The 19,648-nt window shown below is 42.5% G+C and carries 20 protein-coding genes; all 20 read right to left on the minus strand.

Features of this window, described 5'->3' with window-relative positions; translation table 11 throughout:
• Positions 1-9 precede the first annotated feature (9 nt).
• The 20 genes from MHH40_RS10130 to MHH40_RS10225 all read right to left on the minus strand — a co-directional run bounded on the left by MHH40_RS10130 (position 10) and on the right by MHH40_RS10225 (position 19,591).
• The gene (locus tag MHH40_RS10130) at positions 10-270 is read right to left on the minus strand and encodes an RNA-binding S4 domain-containing protein (protein WP_003217975.1); all 261 of its coding nucleotides are present in this window, start codon (positions 268-270) and stop codon (positions 10-12) included.
• Positions 267-1,751, minus strand: a complete 1,485-nt coding sequence (gene mazG / locus MHH40_RS10135) for a nucleoside triphosphate pyrophosphohydrolase (RefSeq protein WP_340901027.1) — start codon at positions 1,749-1,751, stop codon at positions 267-269. Before mazG ends, MHH40_RS10130 begins: the two co-directional genes overlap by 4 nt.
• Positions 1,741-3,345: a putative polysaccharide biosynthesis protein gene (locus MHH40_RS10140; protein WP_340901028.1), complete on the minus strand. Its 1,605-nt coding sequence runs from the start codon at positions 3,343-3,345 to the stop codon at positions 1,741-1,743. Before MHH40_RS10140 ends, mazG begins: the two co-directional genes overlap by 11 nt.
• Before the next feature lie 193 nt (positions 3,346-3,538).
• The gene (gene spoVT, locus MHH40_RS10145) at positions 3,539-4,075 is read right to left on the minus strand and encodes a stage V sporulation protein T (RefSeq protein WP_003217990.1); all 537 of its coding nucleotides are present in this window, start codon (positions 4,073-4,075) and stop codon (positions 3,539-3,541) included.
• A 139-nt stretch (positions 4,076-4,214) separates the two neighbouring features.
• The gene (gene mfd, locus MHH40_RS10150) at positions 4,215-7,748 is read right to left on the minus strand and encodes a transcription-repair coupling factor (RefSeq protein WP_340901029.1); all 3,534 of its coding nucleotides are present in this window, start codon (positions 7,746-7,748) and stop codon (positions 4,215-4,217) included.
• Between the two features lie 67 nt (positions 7,749-7,815).
• Entirely contained in the window at positions 7,816-8,046 is a 231-nt protein-coding gene (locus MHH40_RS10155) for an anti-sigma-F factor Fin family protein (RefSeq protein WP_003217967.1), read from the minus strand.
• 55 nt (positions 8,047-8,101) lie between these two features.
• Positions 8,102-8,668, minus strand: coding sequence for an aminoacyl-tRNA hydrolase (gene pth / locus MHH40_RS10160; RefSeq protein ID WP_340901030.1), 567 nt, complete (start codon positions 8,666-8,668; stop codon positions 8,102-8,104).
• Positions 8,669-8,807: 139 nt separating this feature from the next.
• Positions 8,808-9,434: a 50S ribosomal protein L25/general stress protein Ctc gene (locus MHH40_RS10165; protein ID WP_251191529.1), complete on the minus strand. Its 627-nt coding sequence runs from the start codon at positions 9,432-9,434 to the stop codon at positions 8,808-8,810.
• A 137-nt stretch (positions 9,435-9,571) separates the two neighbouring features.
• Positions 9,572-10,525, minus strand: a complete 954-nt coding sequence (locus tag MHH40_RS10170) for a ribose-phosphate diphosphokinase (protein ID WP_003217907.1) — start codon at positions 10,523-10,525, stop codon at positions 9,572-9,574.
• Between the two features lie 22 nt (positions 10,526-10,547).
• Entirely contained in the window at positions 10,548-11,918 is a 1,371-nt protein-coding gene (gene glmU, locus MHH40_RS10175; protein WP_003217924.1) for a bifunctional UDP-N-acetylglucosamine diphosphorylase/glucosamine-1-phosphate N-acetyltransferase GlmU, read from the minus strand.
• 198 nt (positions 11,919-12,116) lie between these two features.
• Positions 12,117-12,413: a septation regulator SpoVG gene (spoVG, locus tag MHH40_RS10180; protein ID WP_034324487.1), complete on the minus strand. Its 297-nt coding sequence runs from the start codon at positions 12,411-12,413 to the stop codon at positions 12,117-12,119.
• 225 nt (positions 12,414-12,638) lie between these two features.
• Positions 12,639-13,016 carry a 2-iminobutanoate/2-iminopropanoate deaminase gene (gene ridA / locus MHH40_RS10185; RefSeq protein ID WP_003217959.1) on the minus strand — a complete coding sequence of 126 codons (378 nt, stop codon included), beginning with the start codon at positions 13,014-13,016 and terminating at the stop codon, positions 12,639-12,641.
• 37 nt (positions 13,017-13,053) lie between these two features.
• Complete coding sequence (gene purR, locus MHH40_RS10190) at positions 13,054-13,887, minus strand: pur operon repressor (RefSeq protein WP_003217919.1); 834 nt, start codon at positions 13,885-13,887, stop codon at positions 13,054-13,056.
• A 55-nt stretch (positions 13,888-13,942) separates the two neighbouring features.
• Complete coding sequence (ispE, locus tag MHH40_RS10195) at positions 13,943-14,812, minus strand: 4-(cytidine 5'-diphospho)-2-C-methyl-D-erythritol kinase (RefSeq protein WP_034620899.1); 870 nt, start codon at positions 14,810-14,812, stop codon at positions 13,943-13,945.
• A gap of 146 nt (positions 14,813-14,958) precedes the next feature.
• The gene (locus MHH40_RS10200) at positions 14,959-15,144 is read right to left on the minus strand and encodes a small, acid-soluble spore protein, alpha/beta type (protein WP_012008653.1); all 186 of its coding nucleotides are present in this window, start codon (positions 15,142-15,144) and stop codon (positions 14,959-14,961) included.
• Positions 15,145-15,307: 163 nt separating this feature from the next.
• Positions 15,308-15,565 carry a biofilm formation stimulator Veg gene (gene veg / locus MHH40_RS10205; RefSeq protein ID WP_003217979.1) on the minus strand — a complete coding sequence of 86 codons (258 nt, stop codon included), beginning with the start codon at positions 15,563-15,565 and terminating at the stop codon, positions 15,308-15,310.
• A 213-nt stretch (positions 15,566-15,778) separates the two neighbouring features.
• Positions 15,779-16,663, minus strand: coding sequence for a sporulation peptidase YabG (gene yabG / locus MHH40_RS10210; RefSeq protein WP_034620903.1), 885 nt, complete (start codon positions 16,661-16,663; stop codon positions 15,779-15,781).
• Positions 16,664-16,796: 133 nt separating this feature from the next.
• On the minus strand, positions 16,797-17,675 hold the full coding sequence (rsmA, locus tag MHH40_RS10215) for a 16S rRNA (adenine(1518)-N(6)/adenine(1519)-N(6))-dimethyltransferase RsmA (protein ID WP_251191533.1): 879 nt from the start codon (positions 17,673-17,675) through the stop codon (positions 16,797-16,799).
• Positions 17,668-18,228, minus strand: coding sequence for a ribonuclease M5 (gene rnmV / locus MHH40_RS10220; protein ID WP_012008650.1), 561 nt, complete (start codon positions 18,226-18,228; stop codon positions 17,668-17,670). The genes rsmA and rnmV overlap by 8 nt, the downstream gene beginning before the upstream one ends.
• Positions 18,229-18,388: 160 nt before the next feature.
• The gene (locus MHH40_RS10225) at positions 18,389-19,591 is read right to left on the minus strand and encodes a G5 and 3D domain-containing protein (protein WP_050945796.1); all 1,203 of its coding nucleotides are present in this window, start codon (positions 19,589-19,591) and stop codon (positions 18,389-18,391) included.
• Positions 19,592-19,648 lie beyond the last annotated feature (57 nt).

Genomic DNA, 19,648 nt, shown 5'->3' on the forward strand with positions numbered 1-19,648 from the left:
GAACAAGCCCTATTCTGCTGTTTTTTCTTCTTTTAGCACAGTATACATGCCAGCGGCTTCTTCTTTTTTCGTTGTGTCCTTTAACTCGTTGACTTGAACCGTCACTAGTTTTTGACCAAAACGGATTTTAAGCTCGTCTCCTTCTTTCACATCAGAGCTGGCTTTCGCCTGTGTGCCGTTAATCGAAATTCTGCCTTGATCAGCGACTTCTTTTGCCAATGTTCTTCTTTTGATTAAACGGGACACTTTTAAAAATTTATCTAATCTCATGTATGCTCACCTCTTTCTATACGTTTGGCATCGTTCCATAGATCGTCCATTTCCTCTAGCGTTAAGTCCTCTAATGAACGTCCCATGTCCTTTGCTTTTTGTTCGATATGCTGAAAGCGACGCATGAATTTTGTGTTGGCGGAAGCGAGCGCCGTTTCAGGCTCTAGCTGATAGAACCTTCCAATGTTGACGAGAACAAACAAAAGATCTCCAAATTCATCTTTCATCTGCTTCGTTGCACTTTCGTCCGGCTTCTCTGCCACTTCAACGAGAAATTCCTGCTTTTCTTCTTCGTATTTGTTCCAAATATCTTTCACATCTGTCCAATCAAAGCCTACTTTGGCGGCTTTCTTTTGGAGCTTATATGCCTTTGTTAGTGCTGGAAGCGTCGCCGGGATGGATTGCAACATAGAGGCTGCCCGCTCCGGCTTCTCCTGCTGCTTGATTTTTTCCCAGTTGACGACCACTTCTTCTGCTTCAGAAACATTTGTGTCGCCAAACACATGGGGATGTCTACGAATCATTTTTTCTGTGACATGCTGGATGACGTCATCAATTGAGAAAAAGCCGTCATCTTCACCAATTTGAGCATGAAGTAACACCTGCAGCATCACATCTCCGAGCTCTTCCACCATATGGTCTGGATCATCTTCATCTATCGCTTCAAGCAGTTCATAGCATTCTTCAATTAAATAGGGTTTAAGTGACTCATTGGTTTGTTGTTGATCCCATGGACAGCCGCCCGGACCTCTTAATGTACGGATGACGTCACGGAAGGTGTCAAATTGTTGGTAAAGCAGCTTTTCATCTTGAATCGGAGGCACATAAACACTCGTTAAGTTATTTATCGACACATCTCGATCAAGTTCAAATAAAGGAACGGCAGCAATCTGTTCCAGGCTGCTTCCAGCCGCAGTCACAATATAGACTTCATAATCGTCTGGAAGCTTTTCCATCAGCGTGAGTTTCACATTCGAAGCGGTGAGCTGATCATATACCTGACAAATGAGGACATGCTGGGTCAATTTCAGATCGTCCGCTCTCATATCTCCTGCATCAACGAATTGGAATCCCTCGATGGGGTCGATCTGCAAGGAGTTAAACGTCGCATCCAAAAAGCTTTGTCCACCAGCAACGGACACCTCAATCCCGCGCTCTTGCTGCTGAGAAACTAATAGCTGGACGGTCTTTTCAGCGACAAATGGGTGACCTGGTACTGCGTACACAATCTCCTTTTCCGCAGCCTCTGTAAATAAAATTTCCGTGATTTCCTGATAGACCGAATCAAACTGATCGTGCTTTTCATAAATCTCATCAAAAAAGGTCAGCGATGGAACCTCCTGCATCAACTCTGCGGTAAGCGGGTGGTCCTGCGTTCTCATAAATACTTCTTTCGCCTGCTTCAGCTGCTTGTATACACCGAGCGTCAGCTGATCCATGTCGCCTGCCCCAAGACCGACGACGGTAATCTTACCTGCCATTTTGATTCCCTCTCATCTGTTTAAAATATAAAATCTTTTCTCCTAATGGAATGAGTCTCCATTCCTCGTCCGTAAATACTTCTAGCTTAAGAATACTATATAAAAAGGCGAAACCACCAATAAAAACTGACGTCAGGCTCTCTAAAACGGAAAAAGGACGTTTTTCAAAGGGAATGACCCAAGAAAACAGTGCCTGATACCCTATTAAGACAATGGCCATGAAAGCGGCCGATAAAAGAATTTTCACTGGGAACAACTCTCTCAACGAAATCCATCCTTTATGCCTCAAATAAACGGCATTGAGCAGAGCGGCAGCGAGAAAACCGCACACGGTTGACCATGCGGCACCGTAGATGCCAAATAGCGGCACAAGTGCAAGCGTGAGTATCCATTTCACTAGCACACTGAGAAGCACCACAACAGCCGGATACACAGTATGCCCAAGCCCTTGAAGTAAAGCTGCTTGCGTAATCGCAATCGATGTAAATGCGATGGAAATACAGAATATTTGCAGCGCATCGGTACCTAAATCATTACGAAAAAGCATGGTATTGACTGACGAAAGAATACAAATCAGCCCAACTGCGGAACCAATCCCTAAAACTGACGTGGTTTTAAACGATGTACGTACTTTTTGCCTGATCGCTTCATGCTCTCCATTCCTCATGGCAGCAGATAAAAATGGCACAAGAGAGGTCCCGATGCTAATGGCAAACACTGTCCCTAGCTGTAAAAACGGCTGCCCTCGGTCATACACACCTTTTGCCGCCTTTGCCGCGGCTTCACTCAGTCCTTCACTGCGCAGCAACGCATACAGATGAAAGGCATCAATCATTTGCATCCATAAAATGAGCAATCCGCTGACACAAATCGTGAATGTATACAGCACCAAACTCTTCAAAACATCCTTTTTCCGAAGTGTCGCCCGCTTGACTGTCATAGGTGCAGAAGACTGTTTTCGGTAAGTCAGCCAAAGGAAAAGAAGCAGTATAAGCGAGGCCGCGCTTCCCGCTATGGAGGAGAAGACTGCACCCGCCCCTGTTTCATAAAGCGAATAGCCGTGCCTGACGAAATAGAAGGATAAAACAAGCAGGACGCCTACCCTGATGAGCTGCTCAACCAATTGAGAAACAGCCGTTGGAAGCATCATACCGTCACTCTGAAAAACGCCTCTCAGCATCACGATAAGCGGCAGAAATAAAAACACGAAAGCACTCATTTGGATGAGCAGGATTAATTGACTGTCCGCCATAAGGCTCGCAATACTGCCTGCTCCTATGTAAAGACAAAGAAATAAGACCAGGCTCAGTAAAGTGATATAGACCAAGGATACCCTTGTAATAATTCGTCGATTCTCCTCCCCATGCTCACTCAAAAGCTTGGACACCATGACAGGAAACCCTGTGGTGCCGAGCATGATCGCAATACCTAGGAAGGGGTACACTTGCTGATAAATATAAAACCCTGTGTCTCCTACGATGTTCTGGAACGGAACACGATAAACGGCACTTAGTACCTTTGATAACAAGCCTGCGATGGTCAAAATCACCGCTCCCTGGAAAAGCCAATGCGGCTGATTCACAGCATTTTTCATGGATGACTCCTTTAAAAATAGATCTACAGTTAAACGTACTCATTATATCATACGTGAATGAAAAGCCGTTTCTTTCTAAGGAGTAGACGGCACATTTCTCGTTTTGTTTCATTCCATATAAAAAACGCCGACAAAATCAAATGATTTCATCGGCATTCTTTCGTTTCATCAAAATGATATAGAATTATTAGACCTAGTGTTCCATTTGACGGGCTAGGAAGCCAGCTGCTGTTTCTGCCGCTTTATGCTCCACTTCCCCCATTGAACGCTCTTTAGAAAATAAGACGACGGCGCCAATCGGATCTCCGTTTGCAACAATAGGTGCAATGGTATAAGCAGATACGTCATCATCAATACCATCGACAAGTTGAATTTCTTTTTTGCTTTCTTCTAATACAGAATTGCGCTGGTCCATTGTTCGTTCAAGTAAATCACTGATGGATTTGTTTAAGTACTCTTTTTTCGAACTGCCGGATACAGCAATATACGTATCTCGATCACAAATCAGGATGGAATGACCCAAACTGTCGAATAATGCATCAGCATATTCCTTCGCAAAGTCTCCTAGCTCACTAATCGGCGAATACTTCTTCAAAATGACTTCTCCATCGCGGTCGACGAAAATCTCAAGCGGATCTCCTTCCCGGATGCGCAATGTTCTGCGAATCTCCTTCGGAATAACCACTCTACCTAGATCATCGATGCGGCGTACAATTCCAGTTGCTTTCATTCACTGCTGCCTCTCTTTCGTTTGATGATGTGTTGGGTGAATGGAGCAAAAGCGTCCACTTTATGCAACATTCACCACTTGACCCTGAGATTAGTATCCGTCACATCAACCGTAATATACACGAGAGACAAACAAATTTTTATGAAGATGGAATGGTTTCTTTTTTCACATCTTGAAGACCCCGAAGCATATTCAGAACGATTTCAAGCCATTCCCCTGTCTTCTTGCCTTTCGTTTGGACAGAAATAATCAGCTTGCTGCCTTCCATTCCTAGGCCAATATCACGGCCATATTTACTGCCGAGGGCAAATAATTTTTGACCGTCGATTTCACTGCTTGATTGCTCTTCAAGGGTGAGCCTGACAATGCCTTTATCCATCTTGATCAGTTCGACACGTTCCTGCACTGCGTATACTTTCATCGTCGCAATCGTGAACAAGTCCGCCACTTCTTGCGGATATTCACCGAATCGGTCGATCATCTCATCTTGAAGCTCTTTTCGCTCTTCAATTGATCCAATCGCTCTGAACTGTTTATACATCTCGATCTTTTGCTTCCCATCCGAAATGTAAGTGTCCGGGATGTAAGCATCGATTTGCAGATCGATTTCCGGTTCGAATTTATCTTGAGCCGTTGTATCGCCTCTTCTTTCCTCAATGGCTTCTTTCAGCATTTGAGAATAGAGGTCGAATCCAACAGAATCAATGAATCCATGCTGCTGTGCACCAAGTAAATTTCCTGCTCCTCGAATCGTTAAATCACGCATCGCAATTTTAAATCCTGATCCGAGCTCTGTGAATTCTTTAATAGCTTGAAGTCTCTTCTCTGCTACTTCAGAAAGAACTTTATCTTTTCGATACGTGAAATAAGCATATGCGACCCGATTCGAGCGTCCTACTCGTCCTCTTAGCTGGTACAGCTGAGAAAGCCCCATTTTATCCGCATCGTAGACGATGAGCGTGTTCACATTTGGAATGTCGACTCCCGTTTCAATGATGGTGGTACTGACCAATACATCTGATTCACCTTCAAGGAAATTGATCATCACTGATTCCAGCTCGTTCTCACTCATTTTCCCATGTGCATAGCTGACTTTCGCATCTGGAACTAACATAGAGATTTCATCTGCTTTTCGTTCAATATCCTCGACACGGTTGTACAGGAAGTACACTTGACCACCGCGTGCTAGTTCTCGCTCAATCGCTTCTCTGACTAAAGCGCCATTGTACTCGACCACATAGGTTTGAACAGGGAAACGGTTTTCAGGCGGTGTTTCAATAACCGATAAATCCCGTACGCCAAGCATAGACATATGCAGCGTACGCGGAATTGGCGTAGCCGTTAATGTCAGTACATCGATATTGGCTTTCATCTGTTTAATTTTCTCTTTATGGGTCACACCAAAACGCTGCTCTTCATCAATAATCAACAAACCTAAGTCTTTATAGACAATATCTTTAGAAAGCAAACGGTGTGTACCAATAACCATATCAATCGTTCCATTTTTCAACCCTTTTAACGTTTCGGTTGTTTCTTTTCTTGTACGGAAACGGCTCAGCTGAGCAATTTTGACCGGATAGTCTTGGAATCGGTCCATAATCGTGTCAAAATGCTGCTGCGCTAAGATGGTTGTCGGCACGAGTAGAGCAACTTGCTTCCCGTCAGCAATCGCTTTGAAGGCGGCTCGAATCGCCACTTCTGTTTTTCCGTATCCCACATCTCCACAAAGCAGGCGGTCCATTGGACGCTCCCGCTCCATGTCTTGTTTGATTTCATGAATCGAACGGATTTGATCATCTGTTTCCTGGTAAGGGAACGCTGATTCAAACTGGTGCTGCATCTCATGATCAGGCGAGAAGGCATACCCTTTGCTTGCCTCACGCTCTGCGTACAGCTTAATGAGATCATCTGCGATGTCCTGTACAGAGGACTCTACTTTTTTCTTCACACGTTTCCAATCGCTGCCGCCTAGTTTGTACAGCTTTGGTTCTTTACCTTCTGATCCAACATATTTCTGTACCTGATCAATTTGTTCAACCGGTACATAAAGCTTGTCGCTTCCTTGATAATGAATATTTAAATAATCTTTATGAATGCCGCCGATTTCAAGCGTTTCAATTCCTAAATACTTACCGATCCCGTGGTTAATGTGCACCACGTAATCGCCGACTTGAAGCTCTGAATAGCTCTTAATTCGCTCTGCATTGGTCAGCTTTTGCTTACGCGCCTGCTTCTTCACACGTTTCTTGAAGAGCTCGCCTTCTGTGATCACGGCAATTTTCGATAACGGCAGTTCAAAGCCTGTTTGCAGCTCACCTTGTAAAATATACACCTGCCCGCTTACAAGCTCTGCGTCCGGCTTGGCAAGAGCGGCTTCAATGTCATAATCATGTAAGACAGAAGACAGTTTGTCTGTCCGCTCTTCATCCGCACCTAAGAAGACAACTGTATATTGTTGTTTTTTGTAGCGTTCAATTTCACTTGCAAGCACATTCATCTGACCGTGGAAATTCTGCATTTGCTTACTAGATACATTGACGATATTTTGCGGATTTGTCTGCTGGACATGTCTCAGGAACAAGGAGTAGTACAGAATCGACCGCGATTGCTGATTGATCAGTTGTTGGAACGGGAAAGAAAGGGATAAATCATGAAGAATATTGCCTTCTTCAAGCAGGCTAATTGTCCAATCGGCTTCTTCCTGCTCAAGCTGTTCTTCCATCTCCTGAATCCTGCTAATTTCATCTAAAATAATAATCGTATCCTGTGAAGTGTAATCTAGCAAACTAGCAGGTTTTTCATAGAAATAGGACAGGTACTTCGTCATTTCCTGTGTCACGATACCTTCTAGCAGCTTCTCTCGATCAGCAGAAATATGTTGATGCAGCAATTCTTTTTGCTGGTCCGAGTTGAATTTCTTTAAGCTCTTCGCAAGTCCTTGATCAAGCTGTTCAATGGCTCTCACTCGTTCAGGCCCTCTCACAATCAGCTCTTTTGCGGGACCGATTTTAATTTCTTGAAGTGTTTCTAATGAACGCTGTGTATCCGAGTGGAATGTTCGAATTGAGTCTACTTCTGTATCAAACAGCTCAATACGAATTGGATGATCTTCCGTTAACGAATAAATATCTATGATTCCTCCGCGCACACTAAAATCTCCGGGCGCAGCAACCATTGACGTCCGGTCATAACCGATTTGTACAAGCTGTTTTGAAAACGCCTCCAAATCAATTTCTTCACCAAGCTTTAAATGGATCTGACTCTCCTTCCAGAGCTCAACTGGCGGAAGCATTCGACGCACCGCAGCAGCCGGGGTGACGATAATGGGGTTTTCTCCATTCGCCAGCCGGTTCAGAACATCTAGACGCTGTGCTCTGAGCTCAGGGCTTGCAACGGCAATTTCTGAAGCAATGAGTTCATTCACAGGATAAAGAAGGACCGAGCGATCTGACATCACACTGGCAAGATCATCAGTTACCTTCTGCGCTTGATACAAGTTGTGAGTCACAATAAACATTGGCCGCTTAAGTTCGTCTGATATAGCGGCTGTAAATAAAGATCTGACGGAGCCTGATAGTCCGGCGAGCAGCTGTTCTTTTAACCCTTCCTTTAGCCCATTAAAAATGGACTGAAAATCATCACTTTGTTTGATAAATGATTGTATATTTTTCATTTGGCTCCTCCTCCCTGCTTGTTTAAAACAGAAAAACGCTTTGGTCTATTATCTACACCAAAGCTTTTTATTGAATAAAGGTATGATACTGATGGTAATCAGGATTTCTTTCGAGCGCCTCTTGGCAATCCTCACAAATGGTTTGTACATGTAAATCACCATTTTCCCTATAAGAAATCATATCGTTTCTTTCCTCATTTGTTAAGTGATGAAATCCAAGTGCTTCACTTTGAACAGCGGATTCATCTAGACTGCCAACCTTTACACCACAGTGCCGGCAGTAATAATGCAAAGCCATACGTGATCCTCCCATGCTGAGATTTTATGATCAGTATGTGCTTTGCTTATCATTCTTATACCTTTTTGTTAAAATCATTCATCACTTCTAAAAATGGCTTAGTTAAAGCCGACTCACAAGCTTCAACAGACGCCTGAATGGCTGATGCAATGTCAGGCTGCTCCTCTTCTGAAAAGCGTCCTAGCACGTAATCGACGACCTTCATGCCATTTTGAGGGCGTCCAATGCCAATACGGAATCGATCAAACTCAGGTGACCCTAAATGCTGAATCAACGATTTGATTCCATTATGCCCGCCAGCACTTCCTTTTGTACGCAAACGAATCCGGCCAGTTGGCAAATCAAGATCATCATAGATGACTTTCAAATGTTCAAGAGGAATATCATAGTAATCCATTAGCGGACGCACGCATTCTCCTGATAAGTTCATATATGTAAGCGGCTTTACAAGTAGAACCTTTTGCCCTGAAACAAACCCTGTTCCAAACAGTCCATTGAATTTTGACTGATTTAAAGGGATGTCCCATTTTTTCGATAATTCTTCTATTGTCATAAACCCGACATTATGTCTTGTTTTTTCATATTCTTTTCCTGGATTACCTAATCCAACGAATGCAAGCATGAAACCAATAACCTCCTTTGTCACAAAGCACACGCCTAAAAAATGAGCCAATAGGATTGCCTCATGTAAAACGTATGAATTCTTTTCATTCTAGCACAAAAGACGCAACCGCGGGAGGGTTACGTCTCTAAATGACCAGTTATTCTCCATCGTTATCCTTTTCTTTAATGGCCTCAGGTTCTTTTGGTTCCTCTGTGCTATCTGGTTCAGGAACCTCTGATTGCTGAGGCGGTAAAATGGATGCCACGACTTCTTCTGGATCGTTATTCACTTGATATGATGACTGAACAGACAAATCAGCGACTGTTAGGACATCATTCACTTCTAAGTTTGTAATATCTGCTTCTATATGCTGAGGGATATCTTTTGGTTTCGCTGTAATGGATAGTTCAAATAGTGGCTGCTGAAGCACACCGCCATCTTTAACTCCTTTAGATTCGCCAATCAGTTGAACAGGTACATCCGCTTCAATTTCACGCTGTAAATCGACCACTTGGAAATCTGCATGGACAAGCTCATTTTTCAGCGGGTCTGTTTGTAATTCTGTGACCATCACAGATTTTGTTTCACCGTTCACGTCTAGTGTGATGATTGTATTCTTCCCTTCATCACGTAAGGTCTTTAATAAATCGATGCTGTCTAGTGAAACAGCCAGGTTGTCTGTATTTTTTCCGTATATGACACCAGGAACGTGTCCTGAATGACGGATTTTTTGCAGTGTGGAACGTTTGAAATCAGTTCTTTTATTTGCTTTTAAAGTTGCCATATTCAGCACCATCCTATTTCATTTTTGTCACTACTCTCATAATTACCCATAACCGAATCATTTTAAACCTATTTGCTGTGAATGATGATAGCAAAAAGACCCTAAGCGGATGCCTAGGGCCTTTTTTAATCAGAAAATTAGCTGAAAAGGTAGCTCACAGATTCTTCTTCATGTACACGGATGATGGCTTCTGCAAGCAAAGGACCAACTGAAAGTGGAATGAATTTTCCAACTTTCTTGTCATCTGTTAAGTGAATACTGTTTGTCACAACTAATTCTTTAATTTTAGAATTTGTGATACGTTCTACTGCTGGTCCAGACAATACTGGGTGAGTACAGCAAGCATAGACTTCAGCCGCTCCATTTTCCACAAGTGCATTTGCAGCAAGTGTAATGGTACCAGCTGTATCAATGATATCATCGATGAGAATCGCCGTTTTGCCTTCAATGTTACCAATGATGTTCATCACTTCAGCAACGTTTGGCTTTGGACGACGTTTGTCGATAATTGCGATTGGCGCTTTCAGGCGATCTGCCATTTTACGCGCACGTGTTACACCACCGTGGTCAGGAGACACAACGACGATATCATTCAAGTTTTTCTGTTCGAAATAGTTTGTTAAGATTGGCACAGCCATTAAGTTATCGATTGGAATATCAAAGAAACCTTGGATTTGCGGCGCATGAAGATCAAGTGCAATGACACGTGTAGCACCCGCTGTTTCAAGTAAGTTCGCAAATAGCTTCGCAGTGATTGGCTCACGAGGTTTTGCCTTACGATCTTGACGTGCATATCCGTAATAAGGGATCACAATATTGACCGTTTTCGCAGAAGCGCGTTTTAGTGCATCTACCATAATGAGCAGCTCCATAATGTGCTCATTCACTGGCGCACTAGTGGATTGAATGACATAACAATCACAGCCGCGGATACTTTCTTCAATATTGATTTGGACTTCACCGTCACTAAAGCGTTTAACAGAGCTCTTTCCTACATCAACTCCGATACGATCGGCAATTTCTTTCGCAAGTTCAGGGTTTGAATTCAAAGAGAATATCTTTAAATTCGCATCAGCATAACGATTAGACATGGTAAACCTCCGGGTATTTGGATTATTTTTTATGAATATTTTTCACATAATCTTCTTTATTGACTTGTCTTGCTCTAGCAATAGACAATGCATCCTGCGGTACATCTTCTGTAACCGTTGAACCAGCTGCAACATATGCCCCTTTTCCGACAGTGACTGGTGCCACGAGATTAGAATTACAGCCAATAAAAGCGCCATCTTCAATCTTCGTTAAGAATTTGTTCTTCCCATCATAGTTGACTGTAATAGATCCACAGCCAAGGTTTACATCAGTTCCGACCTCTGCATCTCCAATATAGCTTAGATGAGATGCTTTGCTGCGGTCACCGAAAACCGTTTTCTTGATTTCGACAAAATTCCCGATCTTCACTTCATCGCCAATTTTCGACAACGGGCGAATATGAGCAAACGGCCCAATTGTCACATCGACTCCAACCTCACTATCGCAGACGACAGATTGCTTAATCACTGTGCGGTCTCCGATGATGCTGTCAACAATTTCAGTGTTTGGCCCAATAGTGGCGTCTGCACCGATTTTCACATTCCCTTTGATGACCGTCCCAGGATAAATCATTGTATCTTCACCGATCACTGCATCAGGTGAAATATACGTGTTCTCAGGATCAATCAAGGTCACACCATTCTTCATATGCTGATGATTAATACGTCGCTTCATGAATTGCTCTGCTTGTGATAGAGCGATACGATCATTGACTCCAAGTGTTTCTTCAAAATGCGGTGTTTGATATGCTGCAACCGTTTGTCCTTCATTCTTTAAAATTTCAATGACATCTGGCAAATAGTATTCGCCCTGTGCATTTTCATTCGACACTTGCTCAATCACACGGAAGAGATCTTCATTTGAAAAACAATAAGTCCCTGTATTAATTTCATTCACTTGACGTTCCGCATCATTCGCATCTTTATGCTCCACAATTTTCACGACAGCACCGGTTTCGTCACGAATAATACGACCATAACCTGTCGGGTCATCCGCATGTGCTGTTAAAATAGTGACTTTCGCTTGATGTTTTTGATGCTCGCTCAACATAGCTTCCATTGTTTCCGCTGTCAATAATGGCGTATCACCACAAATGACAATGGTTGTTCCCTTTTCCTGCGCAAGGAACGACTTTGCTTGCTTGACGGCATGTGCTGTTCCCAGCTGTTCTTCTTGAAGTGCATACTCACTTCTGTCTCCAAGCTGCTCTTTGACGTTCTCTGCTCCATGACCGACAATCGTCACTAGCTTGGCTAAAGAAAGCTTTAACGCTTCATCTGCCACATGCTCGACCATTGGCTTTCCGCAAACTGGATGAAGTACTTTGTATAGCTTTGACTTCATTCTCGTTCCTTTTCCCGCTGCTAAAATCACTGCGAACCGCTTATCCATTGATTGGCCTCCAATATCCCTATTATCCATAGAAAAATATATCCTAAATAAGGACTGATTTCAAGGATACATGAGGAAGTACAATATTTTTCTAACGGATGAAACATATAAGACACATGAGGAAAAACGCAAAAAAGACAGCATTTAAAAGAAAACATCCATTTTCTCTTAAAGCTGCCTTTTTAGGTTAACGTATCATTAAGAAGCTCCAGCTTCTTCATATTCAATTGTCTCTTCCTCTTCGCCTAAGCGATGATATTCATTTAATACAGCATCTTGGATTTTTCCCCGAGTACCTGAATTAATTGGATGTGCAATGTCGCGAAACTCTCCATCAGGCGTGCGTTTGCTAGGCATTGCAACAAACAAGCCATTGTTTCCATCAATCACACGAATATCATGAACAACAAATTCGTGGTCCAGCGTGATGGATGCAATCGCCCTCATGCGACCATCGGTATTCACGCGGCGTAATCTTACGTCAGTAACTTCCACAGTAGTTCACCACCTTTTCCCAATATAAAAGCATTACTTAGGTATTCAACGATTGTGGTGATTCTCCTGCTCTTTTTTTAAACTTTTTTTGAAATATCGGGATATTTATACATTTTTTGTCATCTTCGTGACGACGCTTACATTCTCTGCGCGAAAAAAAGACATCATGATGATGTCTTTTCCTGCATATGATGAAACCAAACGGCTTTCGTTACGATTGCCTGTTTACTTTACTAATGCAATCACTTCAATTTCTACGAGTGCATCCTTAGGAAGTCTTGCCACTTCCACACAAGAACGAGCTGGCTTATGTGTATGGAAATACTCACCGTACACTTCATTTACTTCTGCGAATTGTTCCATATCTTTGATAAAAACTGTTGCTTTCACGACTGTTTCAAAGGAAGCACCTGCTGCTTCAAGTACGGCCTTAAGATTACGGAACACTTGATGAGTTTGTTCTTTAATATCTCCATTTACAAAGTCTCCAGCTGCCGTTAATGGAATCTGCCCGGAGCTGTAAAACATGTTATTGACAATAATCCCTTGAGAGTAAGGTCCAATGGCTGCTGGTGCATGTTTGGTTTGAACAACTTTTGTCATATCAATCTCTCCCATTCAACTACATGTTTATCAATGCTTAAGCTTTCGAATGAAAAAACTCGTGGAAATTGCCTTCATTGATCTCAATGATCTTCTGCTTCATATCAATGGTTGAAAGCTTTAAAAGCGATACATACTCATCAACGAGACGTTCATCTACGCCTTCATCTTCTAAAAGAACACCGATCCCTGCAACATTTGCATTAAATTCCTCAAGCAAATTCACCATGCCGTTAATGGTTCCGCCAGCTTTCATAAAGTCATCAATGATCAGGACATTGGATCCTTTATCTAAGCTCCGCTTTGCAAGTGACATGGTTTGAATTCGATTAGACGAACCTGACGCGTAGTTAATACTTACAGTTGATCCCTCAGTTACTTTATTATCTTTTCTAACGATCACAACCGGCACATTTAAATAACCCGCAACAGAATAGGCAATAGGAATACCCTTTGTCGCAACAGTCATGACGACATCAATCGCACGATCTGCAAAGATGGTCGCAAATAGCTTACCGATTTTCGCAAGGATTGAAGGATTCCCTAAAACATCGGTTAAATATAAATAACCGCCAGGAAGTACACGTTCAGGAGTCGATAGAGCTTCTCCGATATCGTTTACCACGTCGTCTGCTTCTTTTAGGTGAATCTTTGGAATATATTTCACTCCGCCAGCAGCACCAGGTACAGTAAGCAACGTGCCTATTCCCTGCTGTTCGAAGGTCTGTTTGATAATCGTTAAGTCTTCACTAATGGAGGACTTCGCAGATTGATATCTTTCTGCAAAAAAAGTTAACGGTACTAGTACGTGCGGGTGGGCTAACAAATAATTTGTTAAGTCCACCAATCTGCCGCTTCGACGAAACTTCATGAACTTACCCCCAGAACCCGAATAATTTATGATAAATATAACTTAATATACGGATTTAATCAAGGGCATTTTGTTCGCCGATCATGCGGACAGCGTATACTTGATCACAAAACCCTCTCAGTCCGTTATATATTCTTTGTACCTTCGATTCATATTGAATCAAGCCAAATACTGTAGGGCCGCTTCCACTCATTAAAACAGCGTCAGCACCGAAACGCTTCATCTGTCTTTTGATCATATCTACTTCTGGATACATCTTTAATGTCACAGACTCTAGAACATTTCCGAGTGAGCCGCACATCTCTTTATAATCTTTCGCTTCAATCGCTTCAATCATACGCTTTACATTCGGGTGTTCTACTTTGCTTGCGTCATATTGTCTATAGACTTCAGCTGTAGATACCCCAATCACCGGCTTCGCTAAAATCACCCAGCAATGCGGCGGTGTTGCAATATGCTGCAGCTTTTCTCCACGTCCTGTCGCTAGTGCTGTGCCTCCGTGAACACAAAAGGACACATCTGAGCCGATCTCCGCTCCAAGCTCAGCTAGTTCATCTAACGTGAGGTTCAGCTTCCACAAACGATTTAAGCCGCGAAGTGCTGCTGCTGCATCACTGCTGCCTCCAGCTAACCCTGCTGCGACTGGAATTGTTTTTGTGATGACAATGGATACACCTTTTTGAATACCGAACCTTGTTTTAAGTAATTTAGCCGCCTGATAAGCCAAATTACGCTGATCATCTGGCACGAATCGATTATGAGATGATACACGAATTTCATCCTTGTCCAGCTCCGTCAGCTCAAGTCGATCTGCAAGGTCTATTGTTGTCATCACCATCTCCACTTCGTGATATCCATCCGGTCTTTTTCCATGAACATCAAGTGAGAGATTAATTTTCGCCGGTGCTTTTTCTAAAATACGCAAACATTTCACCTACTTCTCCATCTAAACATAAGTATCAATATTGTATCACATTTGATCGATCTGATGAATATAGGCTTTTACGCTGAGCACACTGACTTTTTCATCAAAAAAAGCCAGAGACACCCGAGGTATCCCTGACCGTTTTTCTATCGTTGATTCTCATCCTGAGCCATGTGCTGTTGAGCTAATTCAATGGCACGTTTGACCATATTACCTGCGTCACGCGCACGAATCTCTCCCCAGCCTCCATTTTTGACGGTATCATAAAATCCAAGATCCTTCGCCAGCTCGTATTTGAACTCATCTGACATAATGCCTCGGCGTCTACCCAAACGAAACAGCCCCTTTAGTCGAGAATTCGAATCAGTGCCACCGCTTGTGTGGCTTTCTTATTTTGTATCGAATCCTTTCTTTTACCCCTTTCAAAAAATGGACAGACTCCCATTCAGAAAAAAAGGCAAAACAAAAAGCAGTAAACAAAAAGTTCACTGCCCATTAATAGGCGACTGAGCTAGCGGTATCATCGAACGTTAATTCGACCGTCTCAGTCAGTATATCTGCATAACTATAAGAAACTCTTTCAAACGAATTCTCATCTTGATCTAATTGAATCACAAATACAGAAGGGTACGTTTCAGCTAAAATGCCCGAACGCTCAATTGTTTTACGGCGGCCCCCGTTAGCCTTTAACGTCAAACGTTTACCTAAGTTACCATCAAGCGATCTTTTGATGTCGGACAAAGTCTTCGCCATTGCATCCACCTCACTGAGATAATTATACAACAACGGCCCGTTTTTGTCAAATAAAAATTAAATTATATCAACGAACACGAGCCATTGTCAACAAAATAATTTTGACAAACTTCTACCTTTTCTCCTCCCTATTTTTCTCAATTTCCGGTGAATTATGTATCCTTTTGCAATTTCTTTTTGAACATAAAAAAAACCAGACTGAAATCAGTCGGGTTATGTCGATTCATGATCTCTTTTATATGGCATACCTACCCTTAGAACACCCTTCGTCTCGATGCCTCCGAGCCCTTTTTCTCTTGTTAATGTATTTCGGAGCACATCCCACACGTTGATTCGATCTACAAATGGAGTGAAGCTGATCTTCGCAACGATATAGACGGGGTCGAGCGCATGGATATTCACACGGGAAGGCGAGCTCGCAAAATTGGCACCTGCTTGGATCAATGATTCGAAATGAGATTGACAGGCACCAGCAAAGATCACAAGCTGATCTAAATGAGGGATTTTCCGTCTGGCTTTTTGAACCGTTTCAACGAAATGCCGAGAATGACGATATGCACTGATATCATGTACGCCGCCCTTTTGCTTGGAATACGCATCATGTCCTGTGATAACCAATATATCTGGCCGATATTGATCAATTAACGAGTCAATCATGCTTGGCATTTTCTTCTCATGGCAATGCACCCCATACACAGGTACTCCAATTCGTTCATATACATCTAAGCATTTCTTTAAGTATGAAGCATCTCCATCTAAATGAAGGACCTTTCCAGGCATGTGAAAATACTGCTCCTGATGCTGATATTGTCCAGAAGTATAATACTCTTGTTTTTCCCGCAGCAGCTGATAATCCTGTCTTAGTAAATCGAGCGATTCATTGATTTTTCTTTCGTCATTTTTCTCTCTAGTCAGCTGTTCCTCTTTTTGAACCTTGACGAGATCTGACAACTTGGCATCAGCAATCAGCCTCACTTCATTCCCATGCAATATGGCGGTGGCTTCGTGCTGATCGGTCTCATCAATTCGAATAATTCGAAACAAAATATCCATTTGATAGGATGCCCTTGTCACCATATCTCCTATTTGAAATTGCATGCTTTTCACTCCACAATCAGGCTCATATCCTGTTGGTATCGTCTTGCGCTAAATATGTTCGTCTTTCATGGTGCTGTTCTTTCTAGCCTATGCCCGAACAAACGAAGTGGTGAAAAACAAAAGAAAAAAGCCCTTAAGACAGGGCTTTTTGTAAAACATTCGCCAAACGGGCAAATTCCTCAATGGATAATGACTCGCCGCGGCGCTTTCCATCAATGTCTGCTGTTTGAAGTGCTTCTTCAATGATCGCTTTATGTTGCTTTCCATCAGGTAAGTTGTTCATGAGATTATTCATCAATGTTTTTCGGCGCTGACCAAAGCTCGCACGGATCAATTGAAAGAAAAACTCATCATTTTCTACTGAGACAGCAGGCGTTTCACGAACGGTCAGCTTGATCACAGCCGAATCGACATTTGGCTGTGGAACGAAAACCGTTTTAGGCACAACCATCACCGTTTTCGCTTCCGTATAGTATTGAACTGCGATAGACAGCGAATTGTATTCCTTTGATGAAGGGACAGCGGCCATACGATCTGCTACTTCTTTTTGCAGCATGACTACAATCCCTTTCAATGGAAGGTTTTCTTCAAGCAGCTTCATAATAATCGGTGTCGTCACGTAATACGGAAGGTTGGCGACAACCATCACTTCTTTACAGTCAGCAAAGTTTTCCTCGATGACCTTTCCCACATCTGCCTTTAATACGTCTTGATGAATGATCGTAACATTATCATATGGAGAAAGTGTATCGTTTAAAATGGGCAATAACCGCTGATCGATTTCAAAAGCAGTGACTTTCTTTGCACGCTTAGCGAGCTGCTCGGTCAATGCACCGATACCAGGCCCAATCTCAATCACGCCGGTCTCATCCGTCACCTCTGCGTGATCGACAATACGATCGAGTATATTTGTATCAATTAAAAAGTTCTGCCCTAAGCTCTTTTTAAAAGAGAAACCGTATTTCTTCAGTATTTCCTTCGTTCTGATGGGTGTCGCTATATCTTTATTCATCGGCTTCCTCCTGCATGACGGTCTTTAAGGCCGCAATAAAATCATGTTTGGTTATTTGGAACATGTGAAGGCGCTTATGCAGCTGCTTCGCATTGGTATATCCTATATTTAATAGCACACCTAGTCGTTCTCTGCGGCGTTTCGATGATTCGCCTCCGATTAGGCCTGCGTCAAATAAGTCATCTAATGTAATGTCACTTTCCGTTACTTCCATTTCCTCATGGACATGGGCAAGGCATTCCCGAATACTGTCCAAGGAAGCATGCTCGACACCAATTCCTTTGTCCCGCTTCGCCTTCGCAAGATGTTTTGGCAAAAATGCGTGCTTACAGCCAGGAACCGCTTCTGCGATGGTTTTCCGGATCTTCTCCCCAGGGAAATCAGGATCAGTTAAAATAATGACCCCTCTCGTCTCCTGAGCAAGACGCACTTGTTGAATAACTGTATCGCCAATGGCTGATCCGTTTGTTTCGATCGTATCTGCATCAACTGCCATCTTCACTCTCGCAGTGTCGTCACGACCTTCCACCACAATGATTTCTTTGATTTTCATGTATTCCTCCGCTTGCAAAAACAATAAACAATTTTTGGTTAAAAAATGAAACCTTTCTTGCTGTTTTTGCGTCTAATTAATTAGAAAACAGTGCTTCTATTATAACCAAAAAAACAGAGGGTGCGCAAAGCCCTCTGTTCATATAAATGATTTGATGTGTTTATTTGAGTACTCTAATTTTCACTCGTTTATTTCCCCATTGATAAGCTGCCGACTTATTTGGGACGAACACATCAATTTTATTCCCTTTTATAGCAGATCCAGTGTCTGATGCAACGGCATATCCATAGCCTTCCACATACACTTTAGAGCCTAGCGGAATGACACTCGGATCAACTGCTATGACCTTTGCACCTGGATTTGATTTTAAATTATAGCCAGTTGACGTTCTGCCCGTACATCCAGCACAGCTCGCTGTATAGGCTGTCGACGTCACATAAAATTCTTTTCCTGACGATTCATTGCTTCTTGAAACGGCAGGTGTCGCTTTAGGCTCTTTTTGGGACTCTTGTGTACCAATGGCCACTAAACGATCCTTGCTATCTTTTTCAGTCACTTCTTTAATCAATTCTTTAGACACCACTTTGCCGTTTTCTTTCACAATGGCATAGTGCTTCTTCAATTTACCTTCTTCACCTTTTTTAAGCACCTTCTCTTTTCCTTTTTCAAGAGAACGATCCTTTTTATGTTTGGTATCAAAAGCAATTTTCTCTTCCACTACATCGGTGACTTTTTCCACCCGAGTGATCTGGATATCTGCGCTTTTATTAGAAATGTGACTATGTAACGCAGGTTTGATCTTATCGTGCTTCTTGAGCTTCAGCTCTTGTTGCTTTAAAAAGTCAGCGACCGTAGTCGAAGTGGTCCACACTTTTTTCTCTTTTCCTCCATCATTTACGCTGACCTGGAAGGCCTGCTGAACCACAAGATCCATATCCTTTTTAATCTTGTTATTCTTTCCTGGAGTTACTTGATCGTGCTTCCCAATATCTATCTTCTCATTCTTCAATAATGCTCCAACCGTCTGATCTGTTGTCCATATCGTTTTCTCTTTCCCATCTAGGGTCAGATGAACCGGTATAGCCGCATCATACACAATGTTCATGTTGTCTTCAATCTTTGTATTTAGACTTGGAGAGATATGATCCTCCGCCTTGGTCTTTATTCCAAGGTCTGAAAACAGCTGCGCTACTGTCTCTTCATGTGTACGAATTGTCTTCTCTTTACCATTGATTGAAATGGTAATAGACTGCTTAGTGAGCTCATGCGCACCGTAAGCCGTCCCAGTTCCAGCTAAAAGCAAGCAAACAACTAGTAATAAAACCTTGCCTTTTCCTAGCTTAACAGAAAACAGATTTTTCATTTTTTGTACGATGAAAAACGCCTCCTTCTCCTCGGAGAGATTATATAGAGTATCTCA

Source organism: Bacillus sp. FSL K6-2431 (assembly GCF_038005165.1).
Classification (GTDB): Bacteria; Bacillota; Bacilli; order Bacillales; family Bacillaceae; genus Bacillus; species Bacillus pumilus.